21 protein-coding genes are annotated in these 16,820 nt (G+C 64.1%); 12 read left to right on the forward strand and 9 right to left on the reverse strand.

From position 1 onward, the window contains the following. The 8 genes from I9018_RS01180 to I9018_RS01215 all read right to left on the reverse strand — a co-directional run bounded on the left by I9018_RS01180 (position 1) and on the right by I9018_RS01215 (position 5,083). Positions 1–342, reverse strand: coding sequence for a hypothetical protein (locus I9018_RS01180; RefSeq protein ID WP_241108543.1), 342 nt, complete (start codon positions 340–342; stop codon positions 1–3). Next, the gene (locus I9018_RS01185) at positions 339–767 is read right to left on the reverse strand and encodes an SMI1/KNR4 family protein (RefSeq protein WP_164487261.1); all 429 of its coding nucleotides are present in this window, start codon (positions 765–767) and stop codon (positions 339–341) included. Before I9018_RS01185 ends, I9018_RS01180 begins: the two co-directional genes overlap by 4 nt. Before the next feature lie 105 nt (positions 768–872). Beyond that, entirely contained in the window at positions 873–1,544 is a 672-nt protein-coding gene (locus tag I9018_RS01190) for a hypothetical protein (protein WP_068580091.1), read from the reverse strand. Between the two features lie 87 nt (positions 1,545–1,631). Continuing rightward, complete coding sequence (locus I9018_RS01195; RefSeq protein ID WP_022643915.1) at positions 1,632–1,838, reverse strand: helix-turn-helix transcriptional regulator; 207 nt, start codon at positions 1,836–1,838, stop codon at positions 1,632–1,634. Positions 1,839–1,847: 9 nt separating this feature from the next. Then, on the reverse strand, positions 1,848–2,426 hold the full coding sequence (locus tag I9018_RS01200; RefSeq protein WP_068580093.1) for a hypothetical protein: 579 nt from the start codon (positions 2,424–2,426) through the stop codon (positions 1,848–1,850). Positions 2,427–2,738: 312 nt separating this feature from the next. Next, positions 2,739–3,944: a CynX/NimT family MFS transporter gene (locus I9018_RS01205; protein ID WP_241108544.1), complete on the reverse strand. Its 1,206-nt coding sequence runs from the start codon at positions 3,942–3,944 to the stop codon at positions 2,739–2,741. Beyond that, positions 3,931–4,392, reverse strand: coding sequence for a nucleoside deaminase (locus tag I9018_RS01210; RefSeq protein ID WP_068580097.1), 462 nt, complete (start codon positions 4,390–4,392; stop codon positions 3,931–3,933). Before I9018_RS01210 ends, I9018_RS01205 begins: the two co-directional genes overlap by 14 nt. A gap of 28 nt (positions 4,393–4,420) precedes the next feature. Beyond that, a complete protein-coding gene (locus I9018_RS01215) occupies positions 4,421–5,083 on the reverse strand; it encodes an ankyrin repeat domain-containing protein (RefSeq protein WP_068580099.1) in 663 nt (220 codons plus the stop codon). Between the two features lie 106 nt (positions 5,084–5,189). On the opposite strand from I9018_RS01215, the gene I9018_RS01220 reads away from it, so the two are divergent. The 12 genes from I9018_RS01220 (at position 5,190) to I9018_RS01275 (ending at position 15,429) form a co-directional block, all read left to right on the forward strand. Then, on the forward strand, positions 5,190–6,038 hold the full coding sequence (locus I9018_RS01220) for a LysR substrate-binding domain-containing protein (RefSeq protein ID WP_241108545.1): 849 nt from the start codon (positions 5,190–5,192) through the stop codon (positions 6,036–6,038). Positions 6,039–6,216: 178 nt separating this feature from the next. Beyond that, on the forward strand, positions 6,217–6,540 hold the full coding sequence (locus I9018_RS01225) for a hypothetical protein (RefSeq protein ID WP_068580103.1): 324 nt from the start codon (positions 6,217–6,219) through the stop codon (positions 6,538–6,540). A 406-nt stretch (positions 6,541–6,946) separates the two neighbouring features. Beyond that, a complete protein-coding gene (locus I9018_RS01230) occupies positions 6,947–7,762 on the forward strand; it encodes an energy transducer TonB (protein WP_241108546.1) in 816 nt (271 codons plus the stop codon). A gap of 41 nt (positions 7,763–7,803) precedes the next feature. Then, the gene (locus tag I9018_RS01235) at positions 7,804–8,529 is read left to right on the forward strand and encodes a MotA/TolQ/ExbB proton channel family protein (protein WP_068580107.1); all 726 of its coding nucleotides are present in this window, start codon (positions 7,804–7,806) and stop codon (positions 8,527–8,529) included. Position 8,530: 1 nt separating this feature from the next. Continuing rightward, positions 8,531–8,932 carry a biopolymer transporter ExbD gene (locus I9018_RS01240; RefSeq protein WP_053132759.1) on the forward strand — a complete coding sequence of 134 codons (402 nt, stop codon included), beginning with the start codon at positions 8,531–8,533 and terminating at the stop codon, positions 8,930–8,932. 296 nt (positions 8,933–9,228) lie between these two features. After that, a complete protein-coding gene (locus tag I9018_RS01245; RefSeq protein WP_241108547.1) occupies positions 9,229–9,810 on the forward strand; it encodes an alpha/beta hydrolase in 582 nt (193 codons plus the stop codon). Positions 9,811–9,868: 58 nt separating this feature from the next. Then, entirely contained in the window at positions 9,869–10,789 is a 921-nt protein-coding gene (locus I9018_RS01250) for a sigma 54-interacting transcriptional regulator (RefSeq protein WP_068580111.1), read from the forward strand. A 443-nt stretch (positions 10,790–11,232) separates the two neighbouring features. Next, on the forward strand, positions 11,233–12,015 hold the full coding sequence (locus I9018_RS01255) for a MetQ/NlpA family ABC transporter substrate-binding protein (protein ID WP_053132753.1): 783 nt from the start codon (positions 11,233–11,235) through the stop codon (positions 12,013–12,015). 448 nt (positions 12,016–12,463) lie between these two features. Next, positions 12,464–13,129 carry an amino acid ABC transporter permease gene (locus I9018_RS01260; RefSeq protein WP_068580113.1) on the forward strand — a complete coding sequence of 222 codons (666 nt, stop codon included), beginning with the start codon at positions 12,464–12,466 and terminating at the stop codon, positions 13,127–13,129. Then, positions 13,110–13,769 carry an amino acid ABC transporter permease gene (locus I9018_RS01265; RefSeq protein WP_058438797.1) on the forward strand — a complete coding sequence of 220 codons (660 nt, stop codon included), beginning with the start codon at positions 13,110–13,112 and terminating at the stop codon, positions 13,767–13,769. Before I9018_RS01260 ends, I9018_RS01265 begins: the two co-directional genes overlap by 20 nt. Further along, positions 13,766–14,548, forward strand: a complete 783-nt coding sequence (locus tag I9018_RS01270) for an amino acid ABC transporter ATP-binding protein (RefSeq protein WP_241108548.1) — start codon at positions 13,766–13,768, stop codon at positions 14,546–14,548. The genes I9018_RS01265 and I9018_RS01270 overlap by 4 nt, the downstream gene beginning before the upstream one ends. After that, positions 14,545–15,429 carry a transporter substrate-binding domain-containing protein gene (locus I9018_RS01275; RefSeq protein ID WP_241108549.1) on the forward strand — a complete coding sequence of 295 codons (885 nt, stop codon included), beginning with the start codon at positions 14,545–14,547 and terminating at the stop codon, positions 15,427–15,429. Before I9018_RS01270 ends, I9018_RS01275 begins: the two co-directional genes overlap by 4 nt. Positions 15,430–15,535: 106 nt before the next feature. On the opposite strand, the gene I9018_RS01280 is transcribed toward I9018_RS01275, so the two are convergent. After that, on the reverse strand, positions 15,536–16,732 hold the full coding sequence (locus I9018_RS01280) for an AAA family ATPase (protein WP_068580121.1): 1,197 nt from the start codon (positions 16,730–16,732) through the stop codon (positions 15,536–15,538). Positions 16,733–16,820: the final 88 nt, after the last annotated feature.

A 16,820-nucleotide genomic window follows, 5' to 3' on the forward strand; every position in this document is an offset into this window, starting at 1 on the left:
TCAGAAGTAGAAGTACAGGCCGGTGTCCCGCTCCAGGGCCAGTCGATTCAGGGCGATGAGCCTGTGGATAAGTTCATCCCCGACGGTCGCGGCCTGGGTGAGGATCGCCAGCGCCGTGGCGAGGTCGGCCTGGCCCTGGATCGAGGCGTCTTCGTAGTCGTCGATCAGGGTGCCCAGGGCACGGTTCAAGCTCGGCAGCAGGTCGCTGCGCGACAGGCTCGCCCAGTGCTCTGGGGACAAGGCCAGTTCCTCCAGGTCGCCCGGCAGGCACTGGTCCAGGTCCAGGCGTTGCATGGCGCCCTGGCTGGTGGGTACGACTATCCATCTACGCGGTGTGTTCATGGCTGCCACAACTCGACGAAGGCCTGGAAGTCGGCGGCCACCGGGTAGCGGTTGGCGCTGTCGGGGTCGAAGATTTCCACCGCCACGCGCGGGCTGTTGAAGTCCAGGCAGATCAGCAGGCCGCCGGCATCCCGGGCAATCGCCAGGCTGCCGGCGGCGAGCCCTGGCACGCGGCCAGGGCTGGCGTACCAGAGCAGGGTCCAGGGGGCGTCGTTCAGGCTGAAATCGAAGAATTCGCTGATGCAGGCGTAGCCGTTGCCATAGGCGAAGGTGCCGATTCCTGGCGTGGCGGCCTCGGCGTAGCGCACCAGTTCCAGGTACAGCGGCGGTAACTCGACGCCCAGGCGTTGTTGCACCAGGGCGATCAATTGTTCGTCTACCGACGACCCGGGTTCAATGTCCCAGGCATTCCAGTCCATGGTCATGGTTGTCCTGCGCCTTGATCGAGGGGCTGCGCCCGCCTGGGGGGCGGGCGGCGGGGGCGATTGTAGGCGTGGCGCCGCAGCGGTTGCAAAGCGCCTGGCAGGCAGCTACTTGCAGCTCTGGCCTTCGGGCAGGGTGACGCTGTAGTTGCGGTGCACCCGATTGCGAAAGTCCAGGTGATCCAGGCCCTGCTGGACCAGGAAGTCCTCGACCTTGGTGTCCTGGCAATCGTCGTTGGACGAGGAGACCCGCATCAGGAACACGGTGCGCAGGCTCTTGGCATCCTTGGCCTCGACGTTGAAGGTCGAGAGGGTGGTGTAGCCGGTGCGTTCCGAGCTGCCTACCGGGCCCCAGGTCATGGTCGGGGTGCTGTCGCATACCATGTTCTGGTTCTTTTTCGACGACGGTTTGCAGACCATCTTGGAGCTGCTGGGAACCTGGCCATAGTCGGTAGCGGTATAGCGGTAGCTGGATTTCTTGCTGCCCACGTCGAGGGCGATGTTCATGCGAAACGGCGGATGGTTCTCGGGCAACGGTTCATCGGTGAACACCTGCTTGAAGCCCATGCCATGCAGGGCTGCCACCATGTCCTTGAGGTAGTAGCGGGCGTTGAGGGCGTTGGCGGAGTTGGCACCGCTGACGGTCACCAGCACCGGGGCCTGGTGGTCGAAGTAGTAGTCGGGGGCCGGAGTGGCATTGAGTGCCACGTCGAGTTTGTTGGCGCAGCCAGTCAGCAGGCAGGCGAGCAGGAATAGCGGGTAGAGCAGGGTACGAGTCATGAGTCAGCCATTGAACAACGTGAGGACTTGGAAAAGGCTTTAACGGTCTGGACTCGATCAAACACACGCGAGGGGGGAGACGCAGTTTCAGTCTGCCTGGTACTCCAGCAGGTCGCCGGGTTGGCAGTCGAGTGCGGCGCAGAGTTTGTCGAGGGTTTCGATTTTCATCCCCTTGACCTTGCCATTTTTCAGCAACGACAGATTGGCCTCGGTAATGCCCAGGATGGCGGCCAGCTCTTTCGAGCGAATCTTGTTTTTAGCCATGACAACGTCAAGCCGAACGATAATGGTCATCTCATTGTTCTATATGTAGTGACTGTGCTCATCACTGAGGATTTTCGCGTCGCGCATGATAATGGAAAACGAGCACAGCAAGATTCCTTTGACCACTTCGTAAGCGGCGTAGGACGAGAAGCCTGCGGAGATCTGCAGGATGCGCTGGCCGGGCGGTAGATCGATGGACAGGGCCAGGCCTTGCAGGGTCTCCATCATCGGGAAGGTGGCCGGGGCGACGATCCACAGCATGCCCACGCGCCAGAGGATACGGATGTTGCGATCACTCCAGGTTTCGCCTCGGGACAGGCGCAGGAAGAACACGCCGGTCAGCCACAGGGCGAAGCTGGTCAGCAGCAGTGGCAGGAAGTCCAGGATCACCAGCAGGGTGAAGCTCAGGGTGGAGAGTTTGAAGTCCGCTTCCAGCAGGCGCGGCGAGTGTTCGGCGAAGACCCCGAGCAGGGCACCCAGAACCTGGTCCTTGCTGTAGATCCAGAGCCCGGCGTTGCCACCGATTTCGACCACGCCCATGACCCAGGCCAGGATCGCGGCCAGCACGCCAACCCGGCGTAACCGGTATTGGGCGGAACCATTGGTTTGGAGGGGCATGCGGTATTCCTTGAAAAACTGTGGGGGTGGCGGATTATTGATAAATAATTATCGAATTACAATAATTTATTTCCCCTAATATTTTCCCGCGCTCCAACGTCTATTGCTTTGGCCCACTCCATTGAGTCCCGGCCGGTGGCCGTTGTTTGCTGTTCATGGGTGACCTGCCGCAGCGCGTCGCTGGGTGTTGCGGGCGCTGTGCGCCCGGTCGCAGCCTCGCTGCGCTCGACAGCGGCTACAGGGTTGCGCGTAGCCGCTGCCGCAGGCTGCGCACGGCTCGGCACGAGCCGCCTGATGGACCCGGCTCCAGGCTCATGCGGCTTGTGCGGCGGGGTCGAAACTGGCCCTGGGCTGGTAGCTGGACGGGCTGAAGATGCGGGTCAGGAGCAGCATCGCCACGGCTCCGGCGACCAGCACCCACCAGGCACTGGTGAAGTCGCCGGTGACCTGGCGCAGCCAGCCGGTGAGCCAGGGCGAGACGGCGTTGAGCAAGAACCCCACGCCCTGCACGAAGGCCGCCAGTTGCCCGGCCTCCCGGGGATCGCGGCGGTGGTCGAGGGTGAGGATCAGGCTCAGGCCGAAGCAGGCGCCCAGGCCGAAACCGATCAGCGCCACCCACACGTGCGGTGCTTGCAGCGGCCACAGCACCAGGCCGAGAAAGCCCAGGGCCTGGGCGGCGAGGCTGATGCCCAGCAGGGGCCGACGATCGACGCTGCGTTGGGCCAAGGCGGGCATCAACAGTGCGGCGATGACCTGGAACACGGTCATGAACGCCAGCAGCGAACCGCTCATCGTGGCGCTCCAGCCCATCTGCAGGTAGTAGGCCGGGAGCCAGGCCACCATGCTCATGTAGCCGCAGTTCACCAGGCCGAAGTACAGCGCCAGCAGCCAGGCCCGGCGGTTGCCCCACAGGCTGTCGGTCACGGATCGGGCACCCGGGCGGCGGGCGGCGCCCAGGGGCAGGCAGGTCCACAGCAACAGCGCCGCCATGGCCGGCAGCAGCCAGACCCCCAGGCCCATCTGCCAGTTGGCGAAGTGCAGGGCCACTTGCGGGCTGAGCAGCGCGGCGAGCCCGCCACCGCCCATCAGCGAGGCCGAGTACACGCCCATGGCCAGGGCTACCCGTTGCTGGAACTGGCGCTTGATCAACCCGGGCACCAGGGCCTGGATCAGCGCGACCCCGACGCCCCCCAGCAAGGCGCTGGCCAGCAGGGCCTGTGCCTGGCCGAAGTACAGGCGCGCCAGGCAGGCCAAAAGCACCAGCAGCAACCCCAGGGAGACCCCACGGCGTTCCCCCAGGCGCGCTTCGATGCGCACACCCAGCAGGGCCACCAGGCCCATGCAGATCACCGGCAGGCTGGTGAGCCAGGCGCTGCTCTGGAAACTCATGCCAGTGGCTTCGCGGATCTGGTTCAGCAGCGGGCTGACCGAGCTGAGGATCGGTCGCAGGTTCAGCCCCAGGCACACCAGCAAGGCCCAGCCAGCGAAGGTCTTGAACGCTGATTCAGTGCGCGCCATGACGGTCCTGCCAATCCTGGTAGATCGCGTTCATCGCCGCCTGCGGCAGGTGCTGTACAGGCAGCGTTTGGGTCGCCAGGGGCTGGCCCAGTTGTTCGTAGATCGCCGCGGTGGACAGGCCGAACGGCGCCGCCTGTTGGTTGCTGGCGGCGAACACTGCCCGGGATACGCCGCACAGGTACATGGCCGCCAGGCACATCGGGCAGGGCTGGCCGCTGGCGTAGATCACGCAGCCATCCAGGCGCGGCCCCAGTTGCTGGCTGGCGCTGCGGATCGCCAGCAATTCGGCGTGGGCGGTGGGGTCCTGGCTGAGGTGGATTTCGTTGACCGCCTCGGCCAGGACCTGGCCGTCACGCACCAGCAAGGCGCCGAAGGGCCGGCCGCCCTGCTCGACATTGCGCCGGGCCAGGGCCACGGCTCGTTCGAGGAAGTGTTGATCGTTATGCATGCAAATCTCCGGCGTGCGCCACGCGAATTCAGGAGGCCCCGGCCTCGCGCAGCAGTTGGGCAGTGGCCTCCTGGCCGCGTTGTTCGGCATGGCGCAGGGGGCTGATCCCGGCGCGGTCCGGCAGGTTCAGGTCGGCACCGGCGGCGATCAGCCGGCTGACGATGCGCTGGTGCGCCGGGCCGCCATCGGAGAGCAGGATCGCCTCCAGCAGGCAGGTCCAACCCAGGCGGTTGACGTGGTCCAGATCGACCCCGGCGGCGATCAGCAACTCCACGGTGGTCTCGTGGCCGCGCTCGCAGGCCGGGATCAGCGCCGTGCCGCCGTAGCGGTTGGTGCTCTTGAGGTCGGCGCCATGGGCCAGGGTCAGCTTGAGGATCTCGTCGTAGCCGCTGGCACCGGCCAGCAGGTAGGGGCTGTCTTGCATCAGGTTCTTGCGATTGACGTCGGCGCCAGCCTCGATCAGCACCCGGGCGATCTCCACCTGGTTGCTGCGGGTGGCCAACAGCAAGGGGCTGCTGCCGTCCAGGCCCCGGTCGTCGAGCGGCGCGCCCTGGGCGACGAGCTCGCGTACCTGCTGCAACTGTCCGTTGCGTACCGCATCGAGCAACGCATTGTCGTTGGCCATTACCACCCCCGCCGTGAACAGACTGGCGGCCAACAGGCCGCGTTTGAGGGACAGGCTGAATGTCATGGAAACCTCCCGCTCCTGCTGATGAACAGCGAGTATGAGCAACCCCATGGGTATTCTGAAATTAAATATAATCATGCAAATCAGTGGCTATCAAAATGGTTTGGCAATGTTCGATCCCGTGTTGTTACGCAGTTTCGTGGCGGTCGCCGACTGCCAGAACTTCACCCGCGCTGCCGAGCGCCTGCACCTGACCCAGTCCACCGTGAGCCAGCAGGTACGGCGCCTGGAGGAGAGCCTGGGTTGCCAGTTGCTGGACCGCGACCAGCGCCGGGTGGTGGCGACTGTGGAGGGCGAGCGACTGCTGGCCTATGCCCGGCGCATCCTGGCGCTGCACGAAGAGGCCAGCGACGTGCTGATCAACCAGCGCAGCGAAGAGGTACTGCGCCTGGGGGGGCCGGAAGACTATGCCGCCGAGCGCCTGATGCCGTTGCTGTCACGGTTTGGCCGCGACTACCCGGCGGTGCGCCTGGAGGTCACTTGCGGCCTGGGGCCGGAGTTGCTGCGCCAATACCGGCGTGGCGAGTTCGACCTGTTGCTGGTCAAGCAGATGGGCCATGGCGAGGACTGCCTGGACTCCTGGCCCGAGCCGCTGTGTTGGGCCGACAGCCTCCGGCAGCCGGCCTTCGGTCGCGAACCGCTGCCCTTGGTGGCTTTTCCGGTGGGGGGCTTGTACCGCCAGGAAATGCTCCATCACCTGGAAGTGGGCGGTTGGCCCTGGCGCATCGCCTATTCCAGCGCCAGCCTGGCCAGTGTCTGCTCGGCGGTGGGCGCGGGCCTGGGGATCAGCCTGTTGCCGGTGCGGGTGCTGGGCAAGCAGCACCGCATCCTCGATGCCGACAGCGGCCTGCCGGATATCCAGGGCGTGCGCCTGGCCCTGTATGCCGGCAGCGGCTTGAGCCGGGCAGGCAAGGAACTGCAGGAGAAGTTGCAAATTCTGGCGGCTGGAAAGTTATAGGTTGCCTTGAAATGGATATAGCTTATATGTCCCGTGCTGGGCTCTATAGCTATTTGATTAGTTTATTCAATAGTTTGGCTTGGACAACTTTATGAATGCCGACCATGCTGGGTTCGTGAGTTCTATCTGAACTTGCCTCATTGGAAGAAACCTTTAATTGCATAAGGAAACCAGCACTATGTCGAGCATCAATGGCACCTATGTAAACTCCAACGCTGACGCCCGCCTGGTCGTGACCGACGGCAACGATTCCAACGGTTCGTTCAGCGGTGAGTTGACCCAGGCCGGAGTCAAGTACAGCGTCGCCGGTCATTACCACTTCCAGAACAGCACCGGGCAGCCGACCATCATCAATGTCTCCGGCTATAACGACGGCTACGGTTACCAGGCCTGGGCGCTGTTCTCTCCCGACCACAACTATGCCCGCTTGCGTGCATCCGGGGCCCGCAGCAACTTCAGCGGTGATGTAGTTGGCTTGAGTGGTGAATTTCTCAAGCAGTAATTAGTTTCAAGTCCGGCAGCCGTCGGATATCCGCTATTTGATTTTGAATAGTGTGGTATTCCGACGGCTTTGTCGTGCCTGGAGGTTTATGGTCCTGATGTTAGTTGCTGGGAAAGTGTCTTGGTTAGTTGTGGGGTTACTGTCGAGCGGGTGTTTTCGATGCCTTCAGGGAATATTTTTCATGCCGGTAAAGCATGGGTTTTCAGCGTGAAGGCTACAGCCCTTGATTCACGGGGGCTGGAGCGTTTCGCTGATTTCCAATATTCCATATCGATCTATATATAACTTGAAAGATTACTTTAAGAGATAAGAGTGGGGCGCGGATCATTGGTCTGCGGCACCGTTGCGTGGGGGAGTCAGAGCGCTGGTGCCGGGTTATCCGCACAAGATCGTAGGGAGTGAATCAATGGGCAATGTCCAGACCGTCGCCAGTGCACAGGAGGTGCCATGGCGCCAGGCACCCAGCGGCGAGTTGGTCGACCTCGGTCGGCCGCATCGCTCGCCGTTGGGCCAGGCTCGCCTGCAGCGCACGCCCAAGGGGGTATTGCGCCGGCGCGAGGCGATCCTCCTGGGTGCGGCGGCCCTGGTATTGCACGGCGCGGTGATCTACTGGTTGAGCCAGAAGCCGACGCCGGTACTGCCGGTGGTACCGCCGGAAATCCCGCCCATGACCATCGAGTTCTCGCATCCGGCGCCGCCGGTGGTCGAGCCACCGCCTCCGCAGCCAGCCCAGCCGGTAGTGGAGCCACCACCGCCGGTGGAGGATGAGCTGGCAGTGAAGCCGCCGCCACCCAAGCCGGTGCCCAAACCCAAGCCAAAACCGGTGCCCAAGCCTGAACCCAAACCTGCGCCTAAACCGGTGCAACAGGCTCCGGCAGCGCCCCAGCCGGCTGCTCCGGTCGCTGCCCCGGCTCCACCTGCGCCACCGGCCCCCGCTCCGGTGACGCCGGCTTCGGCCAATGCGGCGTACTTGAAGAATCCGGCACCGGAGTATCCGTCCCTGGCCCAGCGCCGGGGCTGGGAAGGCACGGTGTTGCTTCGGGTACATGTGCTGGCCAGCGGCAAGCCGGGAGAGATCCAGATCCAGAAGAGCAGTGGGCGCCAGCAACTCGACGATGCGGCCCTGGCCGCGGTCAAGCGCTGGAGCTTCGTCCCGGCCAAGCAGGGCGACGTAGCCCAGGACGGCTGGGTCAGCGTACCTATCGATTTCAAGATCCATTGAGCCACAAGGCCCGATCCACACGCTTATAGAGGGAACACATCATGACGTTACTGGCATCTCCACTGGAATCGATCGAAAGCGCGGTGATCTGGCTGCTGGTGGTCTTCTCCGTCGCCACCTGGGGCCTGGCCCTGGTCAAGGGCGTGCAGTTCGCCCGCCTCAAGGCCCAGGATCGCAAGTTCCACAATCAGTTCTGGGCGGCGTCGAGCCTGGACTCGGCCGCGCCCCTGAGCGAAACCCAGCCCGGCGCGGCGGCCCGAGTGGCCCAGGCCGGTTATGCGGCGATCCAGGTGGGCGATGCGCCCCACGCCGCCGACCTGAGCCAGGCGATCAACCACCAGGACCGGCTCGAGCGTGCCCTGCGCCAGCAGATCGTGCGTGAGCGCCGCTCCCTTGAGACGGGCCTGGCGGTGGTCGCCAGTATCGGTAGCACCTCGCCCTTCATCGGCCTGTTCGGCACCGTGTGGGGGATCATGGAAGCGCTCAAGGGCATCAGCGCCGCGGGCTCGGCGAGCCTGGAAACCGTGGCTGGCCCGATTGGTGCGGCGCTGGTGGCCACGGGCGTGGGGATCGCCGTCGCGGTGCCGGCGGTGCTGGTCTACAACTACTTCCTGCGGCGCCTGAAGCTGACCGCCGCCGACCTTGATGACTTCGCCCATGACTTCTACAGCCTGGCGCAGAAGAGTTCGTTCCGCGTGCTGATCCATCCGGCTGCGCACAAAGTCGCGGCCCAGGGCAGCGGCCACAAAGTGAAGGAGGCCTCCTGACATGGCCTTCTCGACCCAGGATAGCGACGAGGTACTGAGCGAGATCAACGTCACCCCGCTGGTGGACGTGATGCTGGTGCTGCTGGTGGTGTTCATCGTCACCGCGCCGCTCTTGACCAATGCCATTCCCATCAACCTGCCCAAGACCGAGGCCGTGGCCCCGGTGGAGCAGAAGGACCCGCTGGTGGTGAGCATCGATGGCACCGGCAAGCTGTTCATCAACAAGGACGAGATCCAGCCGGATCTCCTGGAAACCAACCTGCAAGCGGCCAAGCAGAAGGACCCGGAAGTCCGCGTCCAACTGCAGGCCGACGATGGCGTCAACTACGGCGAGGTGGCCCGGGCCATGGCGTCCATCGAGCGTGCGGGCATCACCAAGCTGTCGGTGATCACCGCCCGCTGATACCGAGCAACAAAGCCACGACTTTTCAGGCCGTCTCCTTGGCAGGGTGCGGCCTTTTTTTTGTTGTAGCCCTGTAGCCGCTGTCGAGCGCAGCGAGGCCCGCAGGGCACTTCAAGTGCGCGGTCGAACGGACTGCCTGGCGGCTGCTGCGCGCCTGCGGCAGCGATTGCACAAGGCGGAGTGGGGTGGGTTTTATATTCTTTATGAGTCTTAATAAATAGCTTCTTATTCCTTAACCAATATAAATCCCCTCCCTATACTCGTTCGGGAACAGACACGCAGCAGGAGAGTTCCCCATGCGCAACGAATCCATTCGCTACTTGATTGTGCCGGGCTGGCAAGGATCGCCAGAAGATCATTGGCAAAGCCACTGGCAGCGCAGCCTGCCCAACAGTGCGCGAGTGGAGCAGGCCGACTGGCTGACGCCGCGCCGGGAAGACTGGGTAGCGGCGCTGGCCGAAGCCATTGTCGCCGATGACACCCCGGTGATCCTGATCGCCCACAGCCTGGGTTGCGTCACCGTGGCCCATTGGGCGGCCCGGGCGCCGTTGGCCGCCTTGCGCCAGGTGCGTGGCGCACTGCTGGTGGCGCCGGCGGATGTGGAGCGTCCGGCCTGTGTGCCGGCGCTGCGCAATTTTGCTCCGATCCCCCGGGGCCTGCTGCCGTTCCCCAGCCAGGTGGTCAGCTCGGACAACGACAGCGCGGTCAGCGCGGCGCGAGCCCTGGAGCTGGCCCGGGACTGGGGCGCCGAAGCCGGGATCCTGGCCGGTGCCGGGCATATCAACGTCAAGTCCGGCCACTATCGCTGGGAACAGGGTTTCGCCTATCTCTACCGCCTGCAAAACCGCATGGAACAGCACGCCCTGCGTCGTGCCTGAGTTTTCTTTTTTCGTTTAAACGCCCCCGCCTCCAGGCGCCTTGGGGCGGGAGTCCGCCATGAGTTCGCATACCCCCTTCGGCCAGCCGCTGCTGACCTTTCCCGATGCCGAGAAAAGCCCCCTGAGCATCCGCGCCAAGGCGCTGGTGTTCGTCGATCCGCGTTCGCGCCAGCTGCGCGAGGAGCTGGAGCAACTGGCGCCGCGTTCGACCTCGGTACTGATCCGTGGCGAGACCGGCACCGGCAAGGAGCTGCTGGCCCGGCATATCCACCGCGCCAGCGATCGCAGTGGATTGTTCGTCTCGGTCAACTGCGGGGCCATCAGCCCGACTTACGCCGATGCCGAGCTATTCGGTTATGCGGCGGGCAGCTTCAGCGGCTCGGCCAGCAGCCGGGCCGGCTGGTTCGGCTCGGCCAATGGCGGGACCCTGTACCTGGACGAGATCGGCGACCTGCCGCTGCCGATCCAGACCAAGCTGCTGGCGGCCCTGGAGAACCACGAGGTGACCCGGGTCGGCGCGCAGCAGCCAAGCCCGGTGGATGTGCGCCTGGTGGCGGCCACCAGCATCGACCTGGCCCAGGCGGTGGCGGCGGGCAAGTTCCACGAGCGCCTGTACCGCTACCTGAGCGAGGGCCAGCTGGAGCTACCGGCCCTGCGTGAGCGGGTGGGGGACATCGAGTCGTTGGCCGAATACTTCCTGGGGATCTACAGCCAGCGCCTGGACCTGCCGGTGCCGCTGATCAGCGAAGCCGCGCAGCAGGTCCTGGAGCGCCATAGCTGGCCGGGCAATACCCGCGAGCTGGAGAACGTCATTCACTTCGCCCTGCTGGTCAGCGATGGTGGGGAAATCCTTCCGGAACACCTCAACCTGCCATCCCAGGCCGCGCCCCTGGAGCAGGTGCGCTTGCTGGTACGCGGGATTCTCGAGTCCGGCACCGAGGCGGACCGCGCCGCCCTCAAGCAACTGCTGGCGGTGTAGGCACTGGAGCAGGCTGCGCCTGGGTGCGTAGCGCCTGTCTATCCCGGCGCTACGAGCTTTGGGAGGGGTTCGTTTCGCGAGGACTGCGTCCTCGTGCGCAGCCTCGCAGGCTCGGCAGCGGCTACAGGCTGCGTAAGGGCGCGTAGCGGCCGCCAAGAAGTGCGCTCAATTGCCTACCTGAAGGCCCAGCCTACCTGGACCCAGCCTTGCCGCGCTCGACAGCGGCCACACCACTTCACCGGGCGCCGCGGTAGGCGGGAGCTCTGGCCAGGGGCTTCCCGGCTGTATGAACAAAATGGAATATGAACTTGAATAAAAGATATTGTTCGGGAATAAAAAATCTCGGTATTGTCCGATCCACGCCAAAAGTGGCACTTCACCAGTATCCCGATCCACTCCCTGTTTGCAGCCGTCGTCGGTCCCCCGACACCTAAGGACATCCCATGAAAAAAGTTCTGTTGTTCACCGCACTGGCGGCAGCCCTGGGCGCCGGTATCGCCCAGGCCGGCGAGAAGCTGGTCGTCGCCGCGACCCCGGTGCCCCACGCCGAGATCCTCGAGCTGATCAAGCCGACCCTGGCCAAGGAAGGCGTGGACCTGGAAGTGAAGGTCTTCACCGACTACGTGCAGCCCAACGTGCAAGTGGACCAGAAGCGCCTGGACGCCAACTACTTCCAGACCCTGCCGTACCTGAAGAACTTCAACGAAGGCAAGGGCACCCACCTGGAGACCGTGATCGGCGTGCATGTCGAGCCTTTCGGCGGCTACTCGAAGAAGGTCAAGAGCCTGGCCGAGCTGAAGGACGGCGCCAGCATCGCCATCCCCAACGAAGGCAGCAACAGCGGTCGTGCGCTGATCCTGCTGCACAAGGCCGGCCTGATCGAACTCAAGGATCCGAAGAACGCCGTGTCCACTCCGAAGGACATCGCCAAGAACCCGCACAACTTCAAGTTCAGGGAACTGGAATCGGCCATGCTGCCACGGGTCCTGGACCAGGTTGACCTGGACATGATCAACACCAACTACGCCCTGGAAGCTGGCCTGAACCCGGCCAAGGATGCGCTGGTGATCGAAGGCGCCGACTCGCCCTACGTGAACTTCCTGGTGGCCCGTCCGGACAACAAGGACAGTCCGGCCATCCAGAAGCTGGCCAAGGCCCTGACCAGCCCTGAAGTGAAGGCTTTCATCGAGAAGAAATACAGCGGCGCAGTATTGCCGGCCTTCTGATGGGCTAGCTTGTCCATCGGACAACCCCCTTCAAGGTTCGAACGCCGACGGCTAGGCCAGCGTCGGCGTTTTTTATTGCCTGCAATCTTTGGCCAGCGTCAGCCTGCCGGCTGCATGGCCCGGCGCAAGGCCATGAGCCATTTGAGCAAGTCATGGGGATCGAGCGGTTGCGGAGTCTTTTCATCGGCCATGGTCATCGTCCTTGTGAAGCTGCGCGTCCTGGGAAATGCCTAGGCCCTCATGAACCCGGCAGGCAAGGCAAAAAAGGTAGTCGCTCGACGCCAGCCCGGCAAATCCGCGGGTTAGGTTTTTGGGTGATATCAATATGCCTTAACGGTATTTAAATTCTGCTTTTTATAGCTTTAGAGTCGCGCTCACCCCGGCGATTACCCATCGCCCCATGGACTGCATCACCGCCGCTGTATCCCAGCGGCGTCCAGGACGTTCAATGACCCTCGACTACGCTTTCATCCTCAGCACCCTGCCGGCGTTCCTCAAGGCCGTGGGGGTGACCCTGCAGGTTGGCCTGATCGCCATCGCTACCTCCCTGCTGGTGGCGCTGATCAACGCTACCTTCCTGGTGTTCCGCACGCCCTATGTGCACCGCCTGATCGGCCTGTACGTGGAGCTGGCGCGCAACACGCCGTTGCTGATCCAGCTGTTCTTCGTCTACTTCGCCCTGCCGGCCCTGGGGATCAAGGTCTCCGGCTTCACCGCGGCGATCATCACCATGACCTTCCTCGGCGGTGCCTATCTCACCGAGGTGCTGCGCGCCGGGGTCGAAGCGGTGCCGCTGGCCCAGCTGGAATCGGGGCGCTCCATCGGCCTGTCGCGCTGGCAACTGCTGCGCTACGTGATCCTGCCCCAGGCGGGCATCCTCAGCCTGCCGTCGCTGTTCGCCAACTTCATCTTCCTGCTCAAGGAGACCACCGTGGTCTCGGCGGTGGCGGTGCCGGAGATCCTCTACACCACCAAGAGCTACATCGCCCTGTACTACAAGACCTACGAGATGCTGGCGGTACTGACGCTGATCTGCGTGCTGCTGTTCCTGCCGCTGTCGCTGTTGCTCAGCTACCTGGAAAGGAGGCTGCAACATGGCCAGTTCGGGTCTTGAGCTGCTGCTGGTGTCCCTGCCGCAACTGGCCCGGGGCGCCGAGCAGACCTTATCGATTTCCTTGCTGAGCATCGTCTTCAGCACCCTGGGCGGCGTGCTCTATGGCGTGCTGCGCAGCCTGCAGCGGCGAGTGCTGGATGTACCGCTGCGCATCTACCTGGAGCTGTTCCGGGCGATCCCGGTGCTGGTCTGGCTGTACCTGCTGTTCTTCGGTTTCCCGATCTTCTTCGGTATCAGCATTCCCAGCTTCACCTGTGCGGTGCTGGTGCTGTCGCTGTGGGGCGCCAGTGAGGTTGGCGAGGTGGTGCGCGGGGCGCTGCGTTCGCTGCCCCGGGGCCAGCGTGAGGCGGGGCTGTCCATCGGCCTGTCGACGTTGCAGTTGTATGGCCACGTGCTGCTGCCCCAGGCCCTCAAGCGCATGACGCCGCCGACCATCAACGTCTACACGCGGATCATCAAGACCAGCTCCCTGGCGGTGCTGATCGGCGTGGTGGACGTGATCAAGGTCGGCCAGCAGATCATCGAGCGTACCTACGAGTCGGTGCTGATCTACGGCGTCCTGTTCCTGTTTTTCTTTTTCATCTGCTACCCGCTGTCGGCCGCCTCCCGCGTGCTGGAGCGGCGCTGGACGCAAGCATGAGCGCATTGATCGAGTTCCAGGGTTTCAACAAGTTCTTCGGCTCGCAGCAGGTGCTGCGCGACATCGACCTGAGCGTGGCGTCGGGTGAGGTGATCGTCATCCTCGGCCCCAGCGGCTGCGGCAAGAGCACCCTGCTGCGCTGCCTCAACGGCCTGGAAAGCGCCCAGGGCGGTCACCTGCGCTTTGCCGGCCGCGAGCTGCTGGCCCCGGCCACCGACTGGCGCCAGGTACGCCAGCAGATCGGTATGGTGTTCCAGAGCTATCACCTGTTTCCCCACATGAACGTGCTGGACAACATCCTCCTCGGCCCGCTCAAGGTGCAGAAGCGCCAGCGCCGCGAGGCCCAGGCCCAGGCCGAGGCACTGCTGGAACGGGTCGGCCTGGCGGACAAGCGCCAGGCGTTTCCCCGGCAGCTGTCCGGCGGCCAGCAGCAACGCATCGCCATCGTCCGTTCGCTGTGCATGAACCCCCAGGTGATGCTGTTCGATGAGGTCACCGCGGCGCTGGACCCGGAGATGGTCAAGGAAGTGCTGCAGGTGATCCAGGGCCTGGCCCGGGACGGCATGACGCTGCTGATCGTCACCCATGAAATGGCCTTCGCCCGGGCCGTGGCCGACCGCATCGTGTTCATGGACGCTGGCCGCATCCTCGAGCAGAACACCCCCGAGGCTTTCTTCACGAACCCGCAGACCGTTCGCGCGCAGCAGTTCCTGGAGAAGTTCTCGTTCGTCGAAGCATTACCCAAGAAAGCCCCTAGAAAGGAACTGGAGCTCTTATGAAAACCGTCAAGTCTTCACTGTTGTTGCTACCGCTGTTCGGCCTGGCCCTGCTGGCCGGCTGCGAGAAATCTTCCGAGGCCTCCAAGCCTGCGGCCAGTGCCGCCAGCGCTGCGCCGGCGGCCAGCTACCTGGACAAGATCAAGGCCCGGGACAAGCTGATCGTCGGCGTGTTCACCGACAAGCCGCCGTTCGGTTTCGTCGATGAGGCCGGGCGCTACGTGGGCTTCGATACCGACATCGGCCGGCAGTTCGCCAAGGACCTGCTGGGCGACGAGAACAAGGTGGAGTTCGTCGCCGTGGAGCCGGCCAGCCGCATTCCGTTCCTGCAAAGCGACAAGGTCGACCTGATCCTGGCCAACATGACCGTGACCCCCGAGCGCAAGGAAGCGGTGGAATTCACCAACCCCAACCTGAAGGTCGCGGTCCAGGCCCTGGTGCCAGAGGGCAGTCCGGTGAAGAGCCTGGATGACCTGGCGAGCCGCACCACCATCGTCACCACCGGCACCACCGCGGATATCTGGCTGACCCAGAACCACCCGGACTGGAAGCTGCTCAAGTTCGAGAAGAACACCGAGTCCCTGCAGGCCCTGGCCAATGGCCGTGGCGATGCCTACGCCCAGGACAACCTGATCCTGTTCAGCTGGTCCAAGCAGAACCCGGGCTACCGCGTGCTGCCACAGACCCTGGGCGAGCAGGCGCCGATCGCCCCGGCGGTGAAGAAGGGCAACACCGAGCTGCGTGACTGGGTCAACGCCGAGCTGGCCAAGCTGGGCGAGCAGAAGTACCTGCTCAAGCTGTACGACCAGTACGTGCGCAAGGAGCTGAGCGACGACACCAACCCCGACAGCGTGATTGTCGAAGGCGGCAAGTGGCAGGGGTGATACGCCCCGGGTGCTTGAGGCGCTCTTGAGTACGCCATCGCGGGCAAGCCTCGCTCCTTACGCAGACCGCAGGAGAGAGGCTTGCCCGTGATGCTTTGGGGGCTGCTCAATCGGGCCAGTACCACGCGGGCTCGTCGAGCAGGCGCTGGCCGACGATGCCCGTCTGGCCCAGTTCCTTTTCCAGCACGATGCAGTTGCATTCCGGGTCTTCCTGCAGGGCCGCGATCAGGCGCCGGGCGTGGGACACCACCCACACCTGGCACTGCTCCGAGGCACGGATGATCAGGCGCGCCAGCGCCGGTAGCAGGTCGGGGTGCAGGCTGGTCTCCGGTTCGTTGAGCACCATCAGCGTTGGCGGTCTCGGGGTCAGCAGGGCCGCCACCAGCAGCAGGTAGCGCAGGGTGCCGTCCGACAGCTCCGCCGCCGACAGTGGGCGCAACAAGCCTTCCTGGCGGAAACGCACTTCGAACAAGCCTCCGGGTACAGCATCGATCTCCAGGCTGGAACCCGGGAAAGCATCGCTGATGGTGTCGTGCAAGGCTTGTTGGTCGCCGACCTCGATGATGGTTTGCAAGGCCGCCGCCAGGTCCCGGCCGTCATGGTGCAGAACCGGGGTGCGGGTACCTAGTTGCGCTCGGCGCGCGGGGGCCTGGCTGTCGGTGCGTAAGTGATCGTAGAAGCGCCAGCCGCGGATCTGCTCGCGCAGGTGCAAGACTTCCGGCGATGAGCGCAGGTTGCCCACTTGGTCGAACAGACTGTCGCCGCTGGAGATGTGTTGCGTCAGTACTTCCCACTGTCGCCCGTCGCGAGCCCTTACCATCGGACCCTGGCGATCCACGAGCACGCTGGCCGACCGATACAGCGCACCGCCCCAGATACTTTCGCGCTTGATGCTGGGGTCGAGGGTGAAGCGCGATGGAATCGGCAGGCTGTGGCCGGGAAGCATGAAATGCCCGCTGGAGTCGGGTAGTCCGAGGCCGATGGCATAGCCGAAATCTTCACTGGCAAAGCCCAGTTGCAGGCGCTTGACCGTCTTGCGTGGGCCGCCCTGGACTGCCACGTCGCCCCGGCTCATGCGTCGACTGATGGTTTCCGGCCCGGCCCAGAAGGTCGAGTCCAGACCGCCTTCGCCGGCCAGGGCGTTGACCACCCCGCCCTGGGCGGTTTCCGCCAGCAGGCGTAGTGCCTTGTACAGATTGGATTTGCCGCTGCCGTTGGCGCCGGTGATCAGGTTCAGCCGAGCGAGGGGAATCACCAGTTTGTTGATGGAGCGGTAATTGGCCACCGCCAGGGTCTTGAGCATGCCGGATCTCCTTTGCCTGCCGCGCAGTGTGCCCAATCCCCATGGCTCTTGTCGCGCCATCCCTGCGGCGGCGACACGAGGCGAACCT

Origin of the sequence: Pseudomonas sp. MPFS (assembly GCF_022537035.1) — a bacterium.
Lineage (GTDB): Bacteria > Pseudomonadota > Gammaproteobacteria > Pseudomonadales > Pseudomonadaceae > Aquipseudomonas > Aquipseudomonas sessilinigenes.

Coding starts and splice junctions, on each gene's coding strand:
- I9018_RS01180 (WP_241108543.1), bottom strand. CDS start 342: ATGAACACACCGCGTAGATGGATAGTCGTACCCACCAGCCAGGGCGCC.
- I9018_RS01185 (WP_164487261.1), bottom strand. CDS start 767: ATGACCATGGACTGGAATGCCTGGGACATTGAACCCGGGTCGTCGGTA.
- I9018_RS01190 (WP_068580091.1), bottom strand. CDS start 1,544: ATGACTCGTACCCTGCTCTACCCGCTATTCCTGCTCGCCTGCCTGCTG.
- I9018_RS01195 (WP_022643915.1), bottom strand. CDS start 1,838: ATGACCATTATCGTTCGGCTTGACGTTGTCATGGCTAAAAACAAGATT.
- I9018_RS01200 (WP_068580093.1), bottom strand. CDS start 2,426: ATGCCCCTCCAAACCAATGGTTCCGCCCAATACCGGTTACGCCGGGTT.
- I9018_RS01205 (WP_241108544.1), bottom strand. CDS start 3,944: ATGGCGCGCACTGAATCAGCGTTCAAGACCTTCGCTGGCTGGGCCTTG.
- I9018_RS01210 (WP_068580097.1), bottom strand. CDS start 4,392: ATGCATAACGATCAACACTTCCTCGAACGAGCCGTGGCCCTGGCCCGG.
- I9018_RS01215 (WP_068580099.1), bottom strand. CDS start 5,083: ATGACATTCAGCCTGTCCCTCAAACGCGGCCTGTTGGCCGCCAGTCTG.
- I9018_RS01220 (WP_241108545.1), top strand. CDS start 5,190: ATGTTCGATCCCGTGTTGTTACGCAGTTTCGTGGCGGTCGCCGACTGC.
- I9018_RS01225 (WP_068580103.1), top strand. CDS start 6,217: ATGTCGAGCATCAATGGCACCTATGTAAACTCCAACGCTGACGCCCGC.
- I9018_RS01230 (WP_241108546.1), top strand. CDS start 6,947: ATGGGCAATGTCCAGACCGTCGCCAGTGCACAGGAGGTGCCATGGCGC.
- I9018_RS01235 (WP_068580107.1), top strand. CDS start 7,804: ATGACGTTACTGGCATCTCCACTGGAATCGATCGAAAGCGCGGTGATC.
- I9018_RS01240 (WP_053132759.1), top strand. CDS start 8,531: ATGGCCTTCTCGACCCAGGATAGCGACGAGGTACTGAGCGAGATCAAC.
- I9018_RS01245 (WP_241108547.1), top strand. CDS start 9,229: ATGCGCAACGAATCCATTCGCTACTTGATTGTGCCGGGCTGGCAAGGA.
- I9018_RS01250 (WP_068580111.1), top strand. CDS start 9,869: ATGAGTTCGCATACCCCCTTCGGCCAGCCGCTGCTGACCTTTCCCGAT.
- I9018_RS01255 (WP_053132753.1), top strand. CDS start 11,233: ATGAAAAAAGTTCTGTTGTTCACCGCACTGGCGGCAGCCCTGGGCGCC.
- I9018_RS01260 (WP_068580113.1), top strand. CDS start 12,464: ATGACCCTCGACTACGCTTTCATCCTCAGCACCCTGCCGGCGTTCCTC.
- I9018_RS01265 (WP_058438797.1), top strand. CDS start 13,110: ATGGCCAGTTCGGGTCTTGAGCTGCTGCTGGTGTCCCTGCCGCAACTG.
- I9018_RS01270 (WP_241108548.1), top strand. CDS start 13,766: ATGAGCGCATTGATCGAGTTCCAGGGTTTCAACAAGTTCTTCGGCTCG.
- I9018_RS01275 (WP_241108549.1), top strand. CDS start 14,545: ATGAAAACCGTCAAGTCTTCACTGTTGTTGCTACCGCTGTTCGGCCTG.
- I9018_RS01280 (WP_068580121.1), bottom strand. CDS start 16,732: ATGCTCAAGACCCTGGCGGTGGCCAATTACCGCTCCATCAACAAACTG.